The organism is Bradyrhizobium sp. NDS-1 (genome assembly GCF_032918005.1).
Classification (GTDB): Bacteria; Pseudomonadota; Alphaproteobacteria; order Rhizobiales; family Xanthobacteraceae; genus Bradyrhizobium; species Bradyrhizobium tunisiense.
This window is the reverse complement of record NZ_CP136628.1, coordinates 3,212,404-3,229,208: the sequence shown is the minus strand read 5'-3', so window position 1 is coordinate 3,229,208 and position 16,805 is coordinate 3,212,404. Positions and strand designations below refer to the sequence as shown.

Annotated in this window: 12 protein-coding genes; 9 read left to right on the top strand and 3 right to left on the bottom strand. The window is 65.0% G+C overall.

All coding sequences use genetic code 11. The features are described 5' to 3' along the window. Position 1: 1 nt before the first annotated feature. A complete protein-coding gene (locus tag RX330_RS15010) occupies positions 2-1,327 on the bottom strand; it encodes a hypothetical protein (RefSeq protein ID WP_317243486.1) in 1,326 nt (441 codons plus the stop codon). Beyond that, positions 1,324-2,646, bottom strand: a complete 1,323-nt coding sequence (locus RX330_RS15005; RefSeq protein WP_317243485.1) for a hypothetical protein — start codon at positions 2,644-2,646, stop codon at positions 1,324-1,326. Before RX330_RS15005 ends, RX330_RS15010 begins: the two co-directional genes overlap by 4 nt. Positions 2,647-2,959: 313 nt before the next feature. Between RX330_RS15005 and RX330_RS15000 the strand changes: the two genes are divergently transcribed. Continuing rightward, the gene (locus RX330_RS15000; RefSeq protein ID WP_317243484.1) at positions 2,960-4,210 is read left to right on the top strand and encodes a multidrug effflux MFS transporter; all 1,251 of its coding nucleotides are present in this window, start codon (positions 2,960-2,962) and stop codon (positions 4,208-4,210) included. Between the two features lie 279 nt (positions 4,211-4,489). Here RX330_RS15000 and RX330_RS14995 read toward each other — a convergent pair whose 3' ends face one another. After that, the gene (locus tag RX330_RS14995; protein WP_212081420.1) at positions 4,490-6,097 is read right to left on the bottom strand and encodes an ABC transporter substrate-binding protein; all 1,608 of its coding nucleotides are present in this window, start codon (positions 6,095-6,097) and stop codon (positions 4,490-4,492) included. Positions 6,098-6,366: 269 nt separating this feature from the next. Between RX330_RS14995 and RX330_RS14990 the strand changes: the two genes are divergently transcribed. The 8 genes from RX330_RS14990 to RX330_RS14955 all read left to right on the top strand — a co-directional run bounded on the left by RX330_RS14990 (position 6,367) and on the right by RX330_RS14955 (position 16,797). Then, on the top strand, positions 6,367-7,497 hold the full coding sequence (locus tag RX330_RS14990) for a M20/M25/M40 family metallo-hydrolase (RefSeq protein ID WP_317243483.1): 1,131 nt from the start codon (positions 6,367-6,369) through the stop codon (positions 7,495-7,497). A 234-nt stretch (positions 7,498-7,731) separates the two neighbouring features. Next, complete coding sequence (locus RX330_RS14985; protein ID WP_212081422.1) at positions 7,732-8,673, top strand: ABC transporter permease; 942 nt, start codon at positions 7,732-7,734, stop codon at positions 8,671-8,673. A 19-nt stretch (positions 8,674-8,692) separates the two neighbouring features. Then, entirely contained in the window at positions 8,693-9,580 is an 888-nt protein-coding gene (locus RX330_RS14980) for an ABC transporter permease (RefSeq protein WP_212081423.1), read from the top strand. A gap of 151 nt (positions 9,581-9,731) precedes the next feature. Then, positions 9,732-11,381: an ABC transporter ATP-binding protein gene (locus tag RX330_RS14975; RefSeq protein WP_317243482.1), complete on the top strand. Its 1,650-nt coding sequence runs from the start codon at positions 9,732-9,734 to the stop codon at positions 11,379-11,381. Positions 11,382-11,623: 242 nt separating this feature from the next. Further along, a complete protein-coding gene (locus RX330_RS14970) occupies positions 11,624-13,129 on the top strand; it encodes a M81 family metallopeptidase (protein WP_317243481.1) in 1,506 nt (501 codons plus the stop codon). A gap of 13 nt (positions 13,130-13,142) precedes the next feature. Then, positions 13,143-14,315 carry a M20 aminoacylase family protein gene (locus tag RX330_RS14965; protein WP_317243480.1) on the top strand — a complete coding sequence of 391 codons (1,173 nt, stop codon included), beginning with the start codon at positions 13,143-13,145 and terminating at the stop codon, positions 14,313-14,315. Then, positions 14,308-15,729: an amidase gene (locus tag RX330_RS14960; protein WP_317243479.1), complete on the top strand. Its 1,422-nt coding sequence runs from the start codon at positions 14,308-14,310 to the stop codon at positions 15,727-15,729. The genes RX330_RS14965 and RX330_RS14960 overlap by 8 nt, the downstream gene beginning before the upstream one ends. Positions 15,730-15,906: 177 nt before the next feature. Next, complete coding sequence (locus tag RX330_RS14955) at positions 15,907-16,797, top strand: crotonase/enoyl-CoA hydratase family protein (RefSeq protein ID WP_317243478.1); 891 nt, start codon at positions 15,907-15,909, stop codon at positions 16,795-16,797. Positions 16,798-16,805 lie beyond the last annotated feature (8 nt).

The following is a 16,805-nucleotide window of genomic DNA, read 5'->3' as shown; positions in this document are numbered from 1 at the left end:
ATCAGATCTGCCGGGGCCCGCTCCAGGATGCCGCGCCGCTTGAAGCTCCACGCGGCAGCAGAAGCCAGAAACAGATCAGCGCGATCGTGAGCTGACTGAACCCGTCCATGAACACGCCCGAGACCGACGCCAGGGTCGGGATGGCGATCGCGACCATCAGCACGGCCGCCATCAGCGCCGCAGGCAGATCGACGACGAGAATGGCGGCGAATAGCGCCACCTCGAAGAAGGCGTACTCCTTCAGTCTGGGCGCGCAGAGATAGAGCGCGTACATCGCGAGCACGGTGATGCGCATCGCAGCCTGGGGATGTTCGACCAGCCAGTCGTCGAGCATCTGAAGCAGCGAAGCCTTGCGAGCCGGGCGCGTTGCGCGGACCGTCCGCCACACCGAGATCGCGAGCGGCGCGAGCACGAGTGCGATCGCGATCAGACCATAGAGCACCGCAACGACCGGCTTGCTGCCGGCGAGCCCCACGCGGTCCGCAACCGTCTGCGCCAGGAAGAGCAGCGACGGATTGACCTCGTTCCCCGGCGAATGCTGTCCGGGGATCTGGCCGAAGATCGCGCTCAGCCAGCTTCTGGACAGGTCCGGATAGATCAGCAGCGAAGCCAGGATCGGCAGCACGAACATGCCGGCTGCGACGGCGATCAGCAGAAGCTTGCGACCTCTTGGCTGCGGCAGGAAATAGAGCGCGGCAAGAACCGGGAAGAACACGAGCTTGAACGAGGTGACAAGTCCGAGCAGGGCCGCACCGGAGAGCTGCGCGGCGAGACTCGTGCCGCCGCCCCCGGACTGCGCAGGGCGCAGCAGCAAGGCAAGCGATGCGGCTGTCAGCAGGCCGCTCAGGATCGCAAAATTCCCGGTCGCGATGATCCATTCGAAGCCGAGAAAACCACCAAACGCGAACAGGCTCCGCAGCGCGACGTCCCTCAAGCCCGGCCGGGCCTTGCCGAGACGGGGCAGCAGCAGCGCACAGATCAACGCGAGGACGAGATAGACCGGCTTGTAGTGCGCGACGAGGAAACCGCCGGCGCAGACCGGCCGGAAGGCATCGAGGGTCACCGGAAGATAGGGATAGGACAGCTTGGTGTCCTTCAGGTTCTTGACGAAATAGGGATCGAGCCCCCCGATATGCGCTTCGACGGCTGCGCAGTTCACCCGCGCATCCCAGCCGAACGTTTCGTCCATGCCCATATCGATCACGACGAGCGTGGCGACCAGCAGCGCCAAGGCCAGGATGAAGCGGGTCATCCAGTTGCTGCCCCGCTCATCAGCGGCAACGGCCCCTCGTTCTCCGCCTGCTGCGGACGCGGCGACGTCGGTCATGGTTGCGCACCCTTCATCTCCAGGCGTTTCGGCTCCGCGCGAAAATCCTGCAGCAGGATCCAGAAACACATCAGCGCGACGAGGAGGAGGATGAAAGTGCCTTCGAACGCGGTCCCTGCAAGCGAGATCAGCGCGGGAACGAGAAGACCGACGGCGAGAACGGCGGCAAGCGCGCGGGCCGGCAGGTCGACGACCAGAATCGCGGCATAGAGCGCGAGCTCGAAGAAGGCATATTCCTTGAGGCGCGGCGAGGACAGATAGAGCGCGAACATGGCAAGCACGGTGATGCGCATGGCCGCGCGTGGATGATCCATCAGCCAGCGATCGAGCTGCAGCAGACGCGGTCCCGCTTCCCGCACGGGCCGGCCCGCAGCCACGTGCAGAACGGACAAGGCGAACGGCCCAAGCACGAGTGCGAGCGCTGCGAGCGCGTAGGCCGCGAACACGGCCGGCCTGCCATCAATGCCGGCATGGTCCATCAGGCTCTGCGCGAGCAGCAGCAGCGACGGATTGACCTCCACGAGATTCACCGAGTGCTGGTTGGGAATCTGTCCCGCAATCGCAAGCAGCCAGCTCGCGAACAGATCGGGATACAACATCCGCGATATCAGGATCGGCACGGCGAAGCTGAACGCCGCCGCCGCGATCAGCACCAGCTTGCGACCACGCGGCAGCGGCAGCAAATAGAGCGCGGCCAGCACGGGGAAGAACACCAGCTTGAACGACGTCACGAGGCCAAGCAGCGCGGCGCCGGCGACGCGCAAGGCAAAGCTCAGGTCCTCCGACGCACCGCCGGACGGCGCACGCAGCAGGAGCATCAACGCGATCGTGGTCAGCACGCCGCTCAGGATCGCGAAGTTCCCGGACACGTGCACCCATTCGAAACCGACGAATGCGCCGAGCACGCACAGAACCCTGAGAACGACATCGCGCGCGCGCGTTCGGCCGAGACCGGGCAAGAGCAGCCCGCAGAGCACGGCGAGGACGAAATAGACGCTCATGTAGTGACCGGCGAGAAAGCCACCCGTGCAGAACGGGCGGAAGACATCCAGCGTCACGGGCAAATAGGGATAGGAGAGCGTAGTGACCTTCAGGTTCTTGACGAAATAAGGATCGAGCCCGGCGGCGTGGGCACCGACCGCCGCGCAATTGACGTGAAGGTCCCAGCCATAGTTCAGATCGAGCCGGGCATAGTTCGCGATATTGCCGAGCACGAACAGCGCCGTCAGCGCGATCAGGCCGGCAAGCCAGGCCCTTCGCCCCGCAGCCGGCTCGGCCGAGGCTCCCAGCCATCGTGCTGCATCGGTCACGTCGGACACAAACGGATACCTTTGGCCTGTTTCTTCCCGGCGCCAATACGGCGCCTCATCGATCAGCCGCCACAGTGGACATGATGCGTTTCCGTTTCATCCCCGCGGGATCGAAGCACCTCGTCCGGCGCCGACCTTTAGGCAGGAATGGTGAATCAGCGGTTTCCGGCCCGTCGCAAGACCTGCGTTCAGGCCGTCCGGTTGGCTGGTTCCTCACGAGTTCTTGTCCGGCCCTGCTCTGCCTGCCAGCCATCCCGAAACATGGGTTGTGCAACGCAGCATGGGCGATGGATAAAGCCGAGTAATTTCAGAGGTGAGCTTCTTGTCCGACGTCAACGCCGATTCCTGGGTGTCCACGGGACACCGGCCCATGGGTTTTCCAGAATTCGTCATCGTGATCGCCTCCATCATGGCGCTGAATCCGCTCGCGATGGATATGATGCTGCCGGCGCTGCCCAACATCGGCACCGCCTTCAAGATTCCGGTCGCCAACCACCTCCAGCTGGTGCTTTCGATCTTCCTGATCGGCTTCGGCGCCGGCCAGTTCGTCATGGGTCCCCTGTCGGACCGCTTCGGCCGCCGGCCGGTGCTGCTCGGCGGCATGGCGGTCTATGCGGTGGCGAGCGTGCTGGCGGTCGCGGCGCCCTCGTTCGAGACGCTCTTGCTGGCGCGCGCGCTTCAGGGGCTCGGCACCGCGGCGACGCGCGTGATCGCGACCTCGATCGTGCGCGACTGCTATGCCGGCCGGCGCATGGCGAGCGTGATGTCGCTCGCCATGATGGTGTTCATCGCGGTGCCCGTGATCGCGCCCTCGTTCGGCCAGGCGGTGCTGCTGGTGACGGCATGGCGCGGCATCTTCGTGGTGCTGATGCTCTACGGCCTGCTCGCGCTCGCATGGTGCGTGCTGCGGCTGCCCGAGACCCTTCCCGAGTCAGGGCGCCGGTCGCTGGCGCCCGCCGACGTGCTCTCGGCGTTCCAGCAGACCGTGACCAACCGCCAGACCATCGGCTATGCCACCGCCGCCGGCAGCGTCATCGGCGCTCTCTTCGCCTATGTCTTCTGCGCCCAGCAGGTCTTCACCGGCATCTATCACCTCGGCCATTACTTCCCGCTCGCTTTCGCCGCGATTGCGGCCGGCACGGCCATCGCCGGCTTCCTCAATGCGCGGCTGGTCGGACGGCTCGGCATGCGCGTGATCTCGCACGGGGCGCTGACGCTCTACACGGCCGTTGCCGCCGTGATGCTGCTGACGGAGTGCCTCGGCGCGCTGCCGCTATCCTTGTTCATGGTGCTATCCGCCCTGATGATGTTCTCGTTCGGCATGATGGTTGCGAACTTCACTGCGCTCGCCATGGAGCCGCAGGGCCACATCGCCGGCACGGCCTCGTCGCTCTACGGCTCGATCACGACGCTGATCGGAATCGTGGTCGGCATGGCGATCGGGCAGAGCTTCGACGGCACGCTGCTGCCGTTCTCGATCGGCTTCTTCCTGTCCACCCTCGCAGCGCTCGCGATCGTGCTGGTGGTGGAGAAAGGGCGGCTGTTCAGGCCGCAGCATCGTCCCGTCGCCTGAGGAACTTCCCTCTCCTCTCGATGTTGTACTGCAGCAATCGAGAGGATGCCGAGATGGAACAAGAGAGCACACTGGATCAGCCCGCAAGGGAACTCGAGCAGCCGACTTTGCAGCAGGCCGAAGAGCGGCCAGACAGAAAGCTGCCATTCGCAAGCGAAGGGCTCGAGCAGGTGCGCGACAGCCATTGCTAACGCAAATTCGCGCAAGGGATCATTCAAACGAAACGGCGCCGCAGGAACCTGCGGCGCCGTTCGCTTTACTGGAACTAGGTGTCCCGGCTTACTCTGTCTTGTCGACGTTCCAGAACACCGGCGTCGCGGGACCGTCGAGCACGCCGTTCAGCGACTTCCGCCAACCGCTCGCGATGAGATACTGCCCCAGCGGAATGTAGATCACCTGCTCATAGGCTTGCTTCTGGATGTCGGCCGCGATCTTCTTCTGCTCGTCAGGCGAGGACGCGCGGACGAAGGTGTCCTTGAGCTGCTCGATCTTGGCGTCCTCCGCCCAGCCGAACCAGCCTTTCTTGCCCTGGCCGCCAATCGAGAGATTGGCGATCGGGTTGGCCACGTCGGCCGCGACCCAGTTGGTGAAGAACATGTTCCAGCCGCCTTCCTTCGGCGGCTTCTGGCTGGCACGGCGGCTCACGACCGTCTGCCAGTCGGTCGCCTGCAGGTCGACCTTGAAGCCGGCTTCGCGCAGCAGCTGGGCCGCGACGATCGGCTGCGCCTTCAGCGTCGTGACATCGCCGGGGGCCATGATCACGATCGGCGTGCCGTCATAGCCGGACTCGGCCAGCGCCTTCTTGGCTTCCGCCATGCCGCCGCCCTTGACGAGCGTCTCGGCGCCAATCTCGGTCGCCAGCGGCGTGTCGCACACGAAGAAGGCGCCGCAGATTTTTTGGTACTTCGCATTGCCGACCAGCGCGTCGAGCACGTCCTTCTGGTTGATCGCCAGCAAGGCAGCGCGCCGCACCTTCACGTTGTCGAACGGCGGATGAAGGAAGTTCATCCGGCCGAGCGTCTGAAAGCCGAACTTGTTCAGGACCTCGATCTTGAGCTCCTTGTTCGCTTCCAGCACCGGCAGCATGTCGAAGGGCAGGTTCTCCATGAAGTCGATGTCGCCCGACTGCAGTGCGTTCACCGCAGTCTGTGAGTCCGGCATGGTGAGCCACTCGACGCGGTCGACCTTCACCACCTTGCCGCCGGAGGTCCAGCTGGCCGGCTCCTTGCGCGGAACGTAATCGGTGTTCTTGACGTAGACCGCCTTCACGCCGGGCTGGAATTCGCCCTGCACGAACTTGAAGGGACCGGAGCCGATCTGCTCGGGAATCTGCTTGTCCGCCGGCGTCTCCGCGAGGCGCTTCGGCATCATGAAGGCGACGCGCGAGGACGGCTTGCCGATGGAATCGAGGACGAGGCCGTAGGGCTCCTTCAGCTTCAGCGTGATGGTCTTGGCGTCGGTCGCCTCGATGCTCGCGGTGAAGTCCATGAGCTTCTGGCCCATGCCGTCGACCGCGGCCCAGCGCTTCAGCGATGCGACGCAGTCTTCCGCCGTCACGGGCGCACCATCATGCCACTTCAGACCGTCACGCAGCGTGAAGGTATAGGTGAGCTTGTCGTCGGAGATCTTCCAGTCCGCCATCTGCGGCTGGACCTTGAAGCTCGAATCGGTGGCCACCAGCGTGTCGTAGACCATGTAGCCGTGGTCGCGCGTGATGTAGGCCGTGGTGAAAATCGGGTCGATGATGCGCAAATCCGAATGCATCACCGCGGTGAGGGTCTTGCCGGCGGCAAATACCGGCGAGGCCATCGCCGTGGACAGCGCGACTGCCGACAGCGCGAGTTTGGAGGCGAACGCGCGAGGCCCCCGGCGCAAGAAGTTGAGCATGGAAAGTTTCTCCTGACGTGAAACTGTTCAAAGGCAGATTATTGGTTGAGCATCCGGTTCGTTCTTTGGGCGAACTAACCTCGTGCAATGCCTTTATCTTTTCGAGACTTGCAGACAGTGCCGAGCGCGTCAATCCGGTTTCGCTGCAAGCCCTCGCGGCGTGCGCACGGGCTCCACAAGGATCGGTTTAGCTCTACAACTCTGTCCGCTCGTCCCGCCCGCGCCGATGCAATGCGCGTTCCATCTTTCGAAGCTTGAGAGACATTGAGATGAATCCAGCCAATCTTCCCTTCGATTCCGAGGCGATGCTACAGGGCCTGCGGAGCTGGGTGGAATGCGAGAGCCCGACCTGGGATGCAGATGCCGTGAACCGCATGCTCGATATCGCAGCGCGGGATATGGCCATCATGGGTGCGACGATCGAGCGCATCGCCGGCCGGCAAGGCTTCGGCGGCGTGATCCGCGCGCGCTTTCCGCATCCGAAACAGGGCGAACCCGGAATCCTGATCGCCGGCCACATGGATACCGTCCATCCCGTGGGCACCATCGAGAAGCTGAAATGGCGGCGCGAGGGCAACAAATGCTACGGCCCCGGCATCTACGACATGAAGGGCGGCAACTATCTCTCGCTGGAAGCGATCCGGCAGCTGGCGCGCGCCTCCTTCACCACGCCTTTGCCGATCACCGTGCTGTTCACGCCGGACGAGGAAGTCGGCACGCCCTCGACACGCGACATCATCGAGGCGGAGGCTGCGCGCAACAAATACGTGCTGGTGCCCGAGCCCGGCCGTGCCGACAACGGCGTCACCACCGGACGTTACGCCATCGCACGATTCAATCTCGAGGCGACGGGACGGCCGAGCCACGCCGGCGCGACGCTGTCGGCGGGACGCTCCGCGATCCGCGAGATGGCGCGGCAGATTCTCGCGATCGACGCGATGACCACGGAGGATTGCACCTTCTCGGTCGGCGTCGTGCACGGCGGGCAATGGGTCAATTGCGTCGCCACGACCGCCACCGGGGAAGCGCTCTCCATGGCCAAGCGGCAAGCCGACCTCGACCGCGGCGTCGAGCGGATGCTGGCGCTGTCGGGCACGACCAACGACGTCACCTTCAAGGTGACACGCGGCGTGACGCGTCCGGTATGGGAGCCGGATGCCGGAACGATGGCGCTCTATGAAAAGGCGCGCGGCATCGCCAAATCGCTCGGCACTGAGCTGCCGCATGCGAGCTCCGGCGGCGGCTCCGACGGCAACTTCACCGGTGCGATGGGCATCCCGACGCTCGACGGTCTGGGCGTGCGTGGCGGCAACGGCCACACGCTCGAGGAGTTCATCGAAATCGAGAGTCTCGTTGAGCGCGGCCGGTTGATGGCCGGACTGCTGGCGACGCTGGAGTGACGGGCAGCTATTCCGTAGCTGTTCCGCGGGTGGGCAAAGGCGCCCTTGCGCCGTGCCCACCATTCGCCAAAAGGAGGAACGGCGGGCACGCTTTCCGGTTTGCCTGCCCCATCTGATTAGCCGCACTGCAAAATCTGTGGCCCGGATGGCACGGGAATTGCTGAAATGTTAGGCTGGTGGCAGAACGGACCCTGATCACTGCCGCAATTTGACTCTAATCTGACGGAATCCAACTTGCTCGGATATCTCCTACGCCGAATCTTCGCCGCCGTGCCCGTGATGGGCGTCGTCGCGCTGTTCGTTTTCCTTCTGCTCCGCCTCACCCCCGGCGACCCGGCCGCGATTCTGGCCGGCGACAACGCCACGCCCGAACGGCTGGAGCGCATCCGCGCCTCGCTCGGCCTCAACGAGCCATTGATCGTGCAGTTCGTCACCTGGGTGAACAAGCTGCTGCACGGCGACCTCGGGACCTCGCTGATCTCCAACCTGCCCGTCATGAAGATGATCGCCCAGCGCGTCGAGCCGTCGATCTCGCTCGCGCTGTGCACCATCGTCCTCGCCGTGATCGTCGCGGTACCGTTGGGCGTGATCGCGGCCTGGAAACACGGCACCTGGATCGATCGCTTCGTCATGGGCTTGTCGGTGCTCGGTTTCTCGGTGCCGGTGTTCGTGATCGGCTATCTGCTGATCCAGATATTCGCCATCGAGCTGCGCTGGGTGCCGGTGCAGGGCTTCCGCAGCATCTTCAACGGTTTCGGGCCGTTCTTCGAGCGTATCGTCCTGCCGACCTGCGCACTCTCCTTCATCTATGTTGCGCTGATCGCACGCATGACGCGTGCGGCGATGCTCGACGTGCTCGGCGAAGATTACGTCCGCACGGCGCGGGCGAAGGGCATCAACGAGGTCGCAGTCATGATGCGTCATGCGCTGCGCAACGCCGCCGTGCCCGTCATCACCGTGATCGGCACCGGCTTTGCGCTGTTGATCTCCGGCGTCGTCGTCACCGAGAGCGTGTTCAACATTCCCGGCATCGGCCGCCTCACCGTCGATGCGGTGCTGGCGCGCGACTATCCGGTGATCCAGGCAATGATCCTGCTGACATCGCTGATCTACGTCGTCGTCAATCTCCTGATCGACGTCGCCTATACGCTGCTTGATCCCCGGATCCGGTACTGAGGCAAGGGTAACAACAAGAATGTCTGTCGATAGCCTTCCCCAGTCGTCCATTCCGATCACATCGCCGCTGCGGCCGCGTTTCGGATTCCTCACCTCGACGCCGATCATCGCGACGGCCACGGTCTGCCTCGGGCTGGTCGTGCTGATCTCGATCCTGGCGCCGCTGATCGCGCCGTATGATCCGATCCAGCTCGCGCCATCGCAGCGGCTGAAGCCGTCCTCGGCGCAGTACCTGCTCGGGACCGACGCCTACGGCCGCGACGTGTTGTCGCGCGTGATCTATGGCGGCCGCATCTCGCTGCTGATCGGGATCGGCGCCGCGATCCTGTCGATCGTCATCGGGCTCGCGATCGGTCTCGTCTCCGGCTTCTTCAAGCTGGTCGATGCCGTGCTGATGCGCGTCATGGACGGTCTGATGGCGATGCCGAGCATCCTGCTCGCGATCGCCGTGGTCTCGCTGTCCGGCGCCAGCCTCTGGACCGTGCTGATCGCGATCACCATTCCGGAAATTCCGCGCGTGGCGCGCCTGGTGCGCTCGGTGGTGCTGTCGGCGCGGGAGGAGCCTTATGTCGAAGCCGCGATCTCGGTCGGCTCCAGCCTGCCCAAGATCATGTGGCGGCACCTGATGCCGAATACGGTCGCGCCGCTGATCGTCCAGGGCACCTACATCTGCGCCTCCGCGATCCTGACCGAGGCCATCCTGTCCTTCCTCGGCGCCGGCATCTCGCCGGAAACGCCGACCTGGGGCAACATCATGGCCGAGGGCCGCCAGTACTTCCAGATCAAGCCCTCGCTGATCTTCTACCCGGGCCTGCTGCTCTCGATCGCCATTCTCAGCATCAATCTGATCGGCGATGCCGCCCGCGACGCACTCGATCCTCGCATGAAGCAGCGGGAGGGAAAGTGATGCGATCAGCACTGTCATTCCGGGGCGCGCCCCTTGGCGCGAGCCCGGAATCCATTCCACCGCATGGACTGACGCCCGATGGATTCTCAGGTGCGCAATTGCGCACCGTAGTTCGCGCCAACGCGCGCCCCGGGATGACGAGAGAGTTTGCATGACCAACACCATCCTCGACATCAACAACCTCGTCGTCTCCGTCGGCAAGAAGCCGGGCGGAACCAAGATCATCGACGGCATCTCGATCCAGGTCCGCGAGCGCGAGACGCTGTGCCTCGTCGGCGAGAGCGGCTCGGGCAAGTCGGTGACCTCGCTCACCACGATGGGCCTCCTGCCGAAGGGAACGCTGGTTCCCATAGCCGGCAGCGTCAAGCTGGTCGGCGAAGAGCTGCTCACCGCGACCGACCGCCGCCTCCGGCAGCTCCGGGCGACGCAGATGGCAATGATCTTCCAGGAGCCGATGACCGCACTCAATCCGGTGGTGCCGGTGGGCCGCCAGATCGACGAGGTGCTCCGCGCCCATACCGATCTCGACGCCAAGGCGCGCAAGAAACGCATCCTCGACATGATGGAGCATGTCCGCCTGCCTCAGGTCGAGCGCATCTTCGCCTCCTATCCGCACCGCCTCTCCGGCGGCCAGCGCCAGCGAATCATGATCGCGATGGCGCTCGTGCTGGAGCCGAAGCTCCTCATCGCCGACGAGCCGACCACCGCGCTCGACGTCACCACGCAGAAGCAGATCCTGACCCTGATCCGCGACCTCCAGCGCGACCACGGCACCGCCGTGCTGTTCATCACCCACGACATGGGCGTGGTCGCCGAGATCGCCGACCGCGTCGCAGTGATGCGGCAGGGCCGCCTGGTCGAGACCGGCCCGCTCGACGCCGTGCTGCGCAATCCGACCATGGAGTACACCCGCAACCTGCTGTCGGCGGTGCCGAGCCTGGTGCCGCGGGCCCCGCGCGAGGAGAGCCGCGAGCCCGTCGTGCTCGAAGCCAACGAGCTCAGCAAGGTCTACAAGGAGCGCTCCTTCTTCGGCAAAGGTCGCGAGGTGCTCGCCGCCGACAAGGTGACGCTGACGCTGCGCAAGGGCCGCACGCTCGGCATCGTCGGCGAGAGCGGTTCGGGCAAGTCGACGGTGGCACGCTGCATCGTCCGCCTGATCGATCCGACCTCCGGCGGCGTGCGCCTCGCCGGCCGCGAGATCGCTGACATCTCCCGCCGCCTGCTCCAGCCGCACCGGCAGAAGATCCAGATCGTGTTCCAGGATCCCTACCGCTCGCTCAACCCGCGCGTCACCGTCGGCGAGAGCATCGCGGAAGGTCCGATCAATTACGGCGCGGCGCACGCCGACGCGATGAAGCGGGCGCGCGAGCTGCTCGAGCTGGTCGGCTTGCCGCCCGACGCGGTGTCGCGCTATCCGCACCAGTTCTCCGGCGGCCAGCGCCAGCGCATCGCCATTGCGCGTGCGCTCGCGCTTGATCCCGACGTGCTGGTCGCCGATGAGGCGGTCTCCGCGCTCGACGTCTCGGTGCAGGCGCAGGTGCTGGAACTGCTCGACGAGATCCAGAAGCGGCTCGGCATTGCCATCCTGTTCATCACCCATGATTTGCGCGTCGCGGCGCAAATCTGTGACGAGGTCGTGGTGATGCAGCACGGCCGTGTCGTCGAGCAAGGCCCCGCCGCGGAGGTGCTGACGCATCCGAAAGAGGCTTACACCAAGGCCCTGCTCGATGCGGCTCCGGGCCGCGACTGGGACTTTGCGAACTTCCGGCCGGTGTCGGAGGGTGTGGGGGCGAGCGCGTAGGTCATCTCTCTCCGCCGTCATTCCGGGGCGCGCGTCGCGCGAGCCCGGAATCCATCGTTCGCCAGACGCTGCGGTCCGATGGATTCCGGGCTCATCGCTTCGCGATGCCCCGGAATGACGAGGAGAGAGCGCAGCATTCCCAAAACAACTTGACCCTATGCACGGCGCGATTGCCTCTCACCTTGCTCTCCCCGCAAGCACAAGGCTAACGTCGCGCGCGCTCCAACGTTGGACTTGAATTGATGACACGTATTGCCGTCGGCGGCTTCCTGCACGAGACCAACACCTTCGCCCCGACGAAGGCGACCTATGCGGACTTCCAGCATGGCGGCGGCTGGCCGGCGTTGACGGAAGGCGCCGACGTACTGAAGGTGATGCGGCGCATCAATGTCGGCCTCGCCGGCTTCGTCGACAGCGCTGACGCCAATGGCTGGGAACTCGTTCCGACGATCGCCTGCGGGGCGAGCCCCTCGGCGCACGTCACCAGGGATGCCTTCGAGCGCATCGTGAAGGTGATGGTCGACGGCATCGCAGCCGCCGGTCCGCTCGATGCCGTCTATCTCGACCTGCACGGCGCGATGGTGACCGAGCATCTCGACGACGGCGAAGGCGAGATTCTCGCCCGCGTGCGCCGCGTCATCGGCAACGACGTTCCGCTGGTGGCGAGTCTCGATCTCCATGCCAACGTCACGCCGGAGATGATCGCGCATGCCGACGCGCTGATCGCCTACCGCACCTATCCGCATGTCGACATGGCCGAGACCGGCCGCGCCTGCGCAACACATCTGGCGCTGCTGCTGAAGACGAAGCAGCGCTTCGCAAAATCGTTCCGGCAATTGCCGTTCCTGATTCCGATCAGCTGGCAATGCACCAACGATCAGCCCACCAAAGGCATCTACGAAAAGCTCGCTGCGCTGGAAAACGACGCCGTTCCGACGCTGTCCTTTGCGCCGGGCTTTCCGGCCGCCGATTTCCGCGATTGCGGTCCGAGCGTGTTCGCCTACGGCAAGACGCAAGCGGATGCCGATCGCGCGGCGGATACGATCGTCAAGCTGATCGAAAGCCACGAGGATGATTTCGACGGCAAGATCTGGTCGCCCGACGACGGCGTGCGTCACGCCATGGAGCTCGCCAAGGCCGCGCGCAAGCCGATCATCATCGCCGACACCCAGGACAATCCCGGCGCCGGCGGCGATTCCGACACGACGGGCATGCTGCGCGCGCTGGTGCGCAACAAGGCAAGCGCCGCGACCGGCGCCATCTACGATCCTGCGTCCGCCAAGGCCGCGCACGAGGCCGGCGTCGGCGCCACCGTCAGATTGTCTCTCGGCGGCAAGTCCGGCATTCCGGGCGACGAGCCCTATACCGAGACGTTCGTGGTCGAAAAGCTGTCCGACGGCCGCTTTGTCGCGCCGGGCCCTTACTATGGCGGCCGCGAGATGGAGATGGGCCCCTCGGCAGCCCTGCGCATCGGCGACGTCCGCGTCGTCGTCTCCTCGCACAAGGCCCAGCTCGCCGACCAGGCGATGTACCGCTATGTCGGCATCGAGCCGACGCAGGAGAAAATTCTGGTCAACAAGAGCTCTGTGCATTTCCGTGCCGATTTCGAGCCGATCGCGGAAAAACTCCTGATCTGCGCCGCGCCCGGCGCGATGCCGGCCGACACGGCCTCCCTGCCCTGGACGCGCCTGCGCCCGGGCATTCGCATCAAGCCGAACGGCCCCGTTTTCAATCCTCCTTCACCCTAACCGGACAAGACATATGCCCACGATCGACCGCATCGACGGCTACGCCGACGAACTCACCGCCATCCGCCGCGACCTCCACGCCCATCCCGAGATCGGCTTCGAGGAAGTGCGCACCTCCGGCATCGTCGCCGACAAGCTGAAGAGCTGGGGCATCGAGGTGCATCGCGGCCTTGGCGGCACCGGCGTGATCGGCGTCATCAAGGGGAAGGGTTCCAGCAGCAAGCGCATCGGCCTTCGCGCCGACATGGACGCGCTGCCGATGGAAGAGAACACCAATCTGAAGTGGAGCTCGAAAATTCCCGGCCGTTTCCACGGCTGCGGCCATGACGGTCACACCACCATGCTGCTGGGCACCGCGCGCTACCTCGCCGAGACCAGGAACTTCGACGGCACCGTGCATTTGATCTTCCAGCCGGCCGAGGAAGGCCTCGGCGGCGCCCGCGCGATGATCAAGGACGGCCTGTTCGAGAAGTTTCCGTGCGACGAGCTCTACGGCCTGCACAACGCGCCCGACCTCAACCACGGCGAGATCGCGATCCTGCCCGGCCCGGCGATGGCCAGCGCCGACTTCTTCGACCTCCGCATCACCGGCTATGGCGCACATGGCGCGATGCCCGAACGCTCCAAGGACGCGGTGATCATCGCGACCACGCTGGCGCAGGCGATCCAGACCATCGTCAGCCGCAACGTCGAGCCGCTGCAGGCCGCCGTCATCTCGATCACGCAGATCCACGCCGGTTCCGCCTACAACGTCATCCCCGGCGACGCGCATCTGTGCGGCACCATCCGCACATTCTCGAAAGAAGTCCGCACGCTGATCAGCGAACGCATCCGCACCATCTGCGCCGGCATCGCGAGCGCTTATCAATGCGTGATCGACGTCGACATCCGCGATACGTTCGACGTGCTGGTCAACCAGGTCGAGCAGTCCAAGGTGGTCGAGGAGGTCGCGCGCACCATCGTCGATCCCGCCAACGTGATCACCCGCGCCCAGCCGAAGATGGGCAGCGAGGATTTCGCCGACATGCTGCAGACCATCCCCGGCGCCTATTTCTGGGTCGGCCATGACGGCTCGGTGCCCGTGCACAATCCCGGCTTCGTGCTCGACGACAAGATCCTGCCGATCGGCGCCAGCATGTTTGCGCGCATCATCGAGACGCGCATGCCGGTCGGTGCCAATGCATAAAAAGAACGTCGAAGAAGCGGTCACCCCACTGCACGATCTGTCCGCGGTCGACCTGATCGCGGGTTATCGGGCCAAGCAATTCTCGCCGAGCGAGGTGCTGGAGGACGTGCTCGCGCACGTCGCTGCGTGGGAGCCGAATCTGAAGGCGCTCTATGCATTCGATCCCGATAGCGCGCGCGAGGCCGCCAAGGCCTCAACCGCGCGCTGGACCGGCGGCGAACCATGCGGCGCGCTCGACGGCGTGCCGGCGACGGTGAAGGACAACATCGCGACCAAGGGCGTGCCGGTGCCGCTGGGCGCCGCCAGCGTCAAGCTCGTGCCGGCAGAGAAAGACGCCCCGCCCGCCGCACGGCTGCGCGAGGCCGGCGCGATCATCTTTGCGAAAACCACCATGCCTGATTACGGCATGCTGTCGTCCGGACTCTCCAGCTTCCACGCGCTCGCGCGCAATCCGTGGGACCTCACCAAGAACCCCGGCGGCTCCAGCGCGGGCGCAGGCGCGGCAGCGGCGGGCGGCTATGGTCCCCTGCATCTCGGCACCGATATCGGCGGCTCGGTGCGCCTGCCCGCGGGCTGGTGCGGCCTCGTCGGCCTGAAGCCGAGCTTCGGCCGCGTGCCGATCGATCCCACCTATGTCGGCCGTGTTGCCGGTCCGATGACACGCACGGTCGACGATTGCGCGCTGATGATGAGTACGATCGCAAAGCCCGACCGACGCGACGGCATGAGCCTGCCCGCCGAGCCGCTCAACTGGAAGGGGCTGGAGAAATCTCCGCGCAAACTGCGCATCGGGCTGATGCTCGATGCCGGTGTCGGCCTGCCCGCGGAAAGGTCCGTTCGCGAGGTTACGGTGAAGGCTGCGAAGGCCTTTGAATCTGCTGGCGCCGTCGTCACCGAGGTCGACGGCATTTTGACCCGTGAGATGCTCGACGGCCTCGACAATTTCTGGCGGGCGCGGATGTGGGACGATCTGTCAAAATTGGCGCCAGCCGAACAGGCAAAGGTGCTGCCCTACATCTTCGAATGGGGCGCATCCGGCGCAAAGCTCTCGGGCGTTGATGTCATCCGCGGCTTCAACCAGACCATGGCGATCCGCAGCGCCGCGTCCAAGCTGTTCTGCGAGCTCGACTATGTGATCTCGCCGACCGCGCCGAACGTGAACTATCCGGCGGAATGGGCCTCGCCCACCAACGATCCGATGAGACCGTTCGAACACATCTGCTATACCGTGCCGTGGAATATGTCGGAGAACCCCGCGATTTCCATCAACGGCGGCTTCGACGCCAAGGGTTTTCCCATCGGTGTGCAGATCGTCGGCCGCCGCTTCGACGACATTGGCGTGCTCGGCATGGCCAAGGCGTTTGAAGGTTTGCGGGGGCCGCAGCGGCCCTGGCCCAAGCCGCCGGAGAAGTAGCCGCACCCTGTCGTTCCGGGTTGCGCCCACTTGGCGCAAGCCCGGAATCCATTCATCGGCACTACTGGCGCCGATTGATGGATTCTCAGGTGCGCAATTGCGCACCGTAGCCCGCGCTTCGCGCGCCGCGGAATGACGTGCTAGAGAGACCGATAAAGAAACCGGGAAGGAAACCACATGGCGTATGAGACGATAAAATACGAGGTCGCCGAGCAGATCCTCACCATCACCCTGAACCGGCCCGACAAGCTCAACGCCTTCAACGCGCAGATGCAAGGAGAGCTGATCGACGCGTTCGACGCGGCCGACAAGGACGACAATGTCCGCGCCATCATCATCACCGGCGCCGGCCGCGGCTTTTGCGCGGGCGCCGACCTCTCCTCCGGCGCCGACACGTTCGATCGCGACGCCCGCCGTGGTCCCGTGAAGCGCTTCGCCGACGGCAAGGTCGATTACAGCGATCCGCAGGTGCGAGACGGCGGCGGCCAGGTGACGCTGCGCATCTTCAAATGCCTGAAGCCCGTTATCGCCGCCGTCAACGGCCCTGCCGTCGGCATCGGCGTCACCATGCAGCTTGCGATGGACATCCGCATTGCCTCGGACGCGGCGCGGTTCGGCTTCGTGTTCTCCCAGCGCGGCATCGTCCCGGAGGCGGCGTCGAGCTGGTTCCTGCCGCGCATCGTCGGCATCTCGCAGGCGCTGGAATGGTGCTATTCGGGTCGCGTCTTCCCGGCCCAGGAGGCGCTCGCCGGTCGCCTCGTCAGCAAGGTCGTAGCCCCCGACGATCTGCTGCCGACCGCCCGCGCGCTCGCCAAGGAATTTGCCGCGAAGACCGCGCCGGTGTCGGTTGCGCTGATCCGCCAGATGATGTGGCGCATGATGGGCGCCGACGATCCCATGGAAGCCCACAAGGTCGACAGCCGCGGCATCTACGCGCGCGGCCGCTCCGACGATGTCAAGGAAGGCGTGGTGTCGTTCCTGGAGAAGCGTCCGGCGCAGTTCAAGAACAAGGTGTCCAGCGATATGCCGGACTATTTCCCGTGGTGGACGGAGCGGGAGTACAAGTGAGGCAAAGC

Excerpts from the sequence above, each read along its gene's own strand:
- RX330_RS15010 (WP_317243486.1), bottom strand. The coding sequence starts at position 1,327 with ATGACCGACGTCGCCGCGTCCGCAGCAGGCGGAGAACGAGGGGCCGTT.
- RX330_RS14995 (WP_212081420.1), bottom strand. The coding sequence starts at position 6,097 with ATGCTCAACTTCTTGCGCCGGGGGCCTCGCGCGTTCGCCTCCAAACTC.
- RX330_RS14990 (WP_317243483.1), top strand. The coding sequence starts at position 6,367 with ATGAATCCAGCCAATCTTCCCTTCGATTCCGAGGCGATGCTACAGGGC.
- RX330_RS14980 (WP_212081423.1), top strand. The coding sequence starts at position 8,693 with ATGTCTGTCGATAGCCTTCCCCAGTCGTCCATTCCGATCACATCGCCG.
- RX330_RS14975 (WP_317243482.1), top strand. The coding sequence starts at position 9,732 with ATGACCAACACCATCCTCGACATCAACAACCTCGTCGTCTCCGTCGGC.
- RX330_RS14970 (WP_317243481.1), top strand. The coding sequence starts at position 11,624 with ATGACACGTATTGCCGTCGGCGGCTTCCTGCACGAGACCAACACCTTC.
- RX330_RS14965 (WP_317243480.1), top strand. The coding sequence starts at position 13,143 with ATGCCCACGATCGACCGCATCGACGGCTACGCCGACGAACTCACCGCC.
- RX330_RS14960 (WP_317243479.1), top strand. The coding sequence starts at position 14,308 with ATGCATAAAAAGAACGTCGAAGAAGCGGTCACCCCACTGCACGATCTG.
- RX330_RS14955 (WP_317243478.1), top strand. The coding sequence starts at position 15,907 with ATGGCGTATGAGACGATAAAATACGAGGTCGCCGAGCAGATCCTCACC.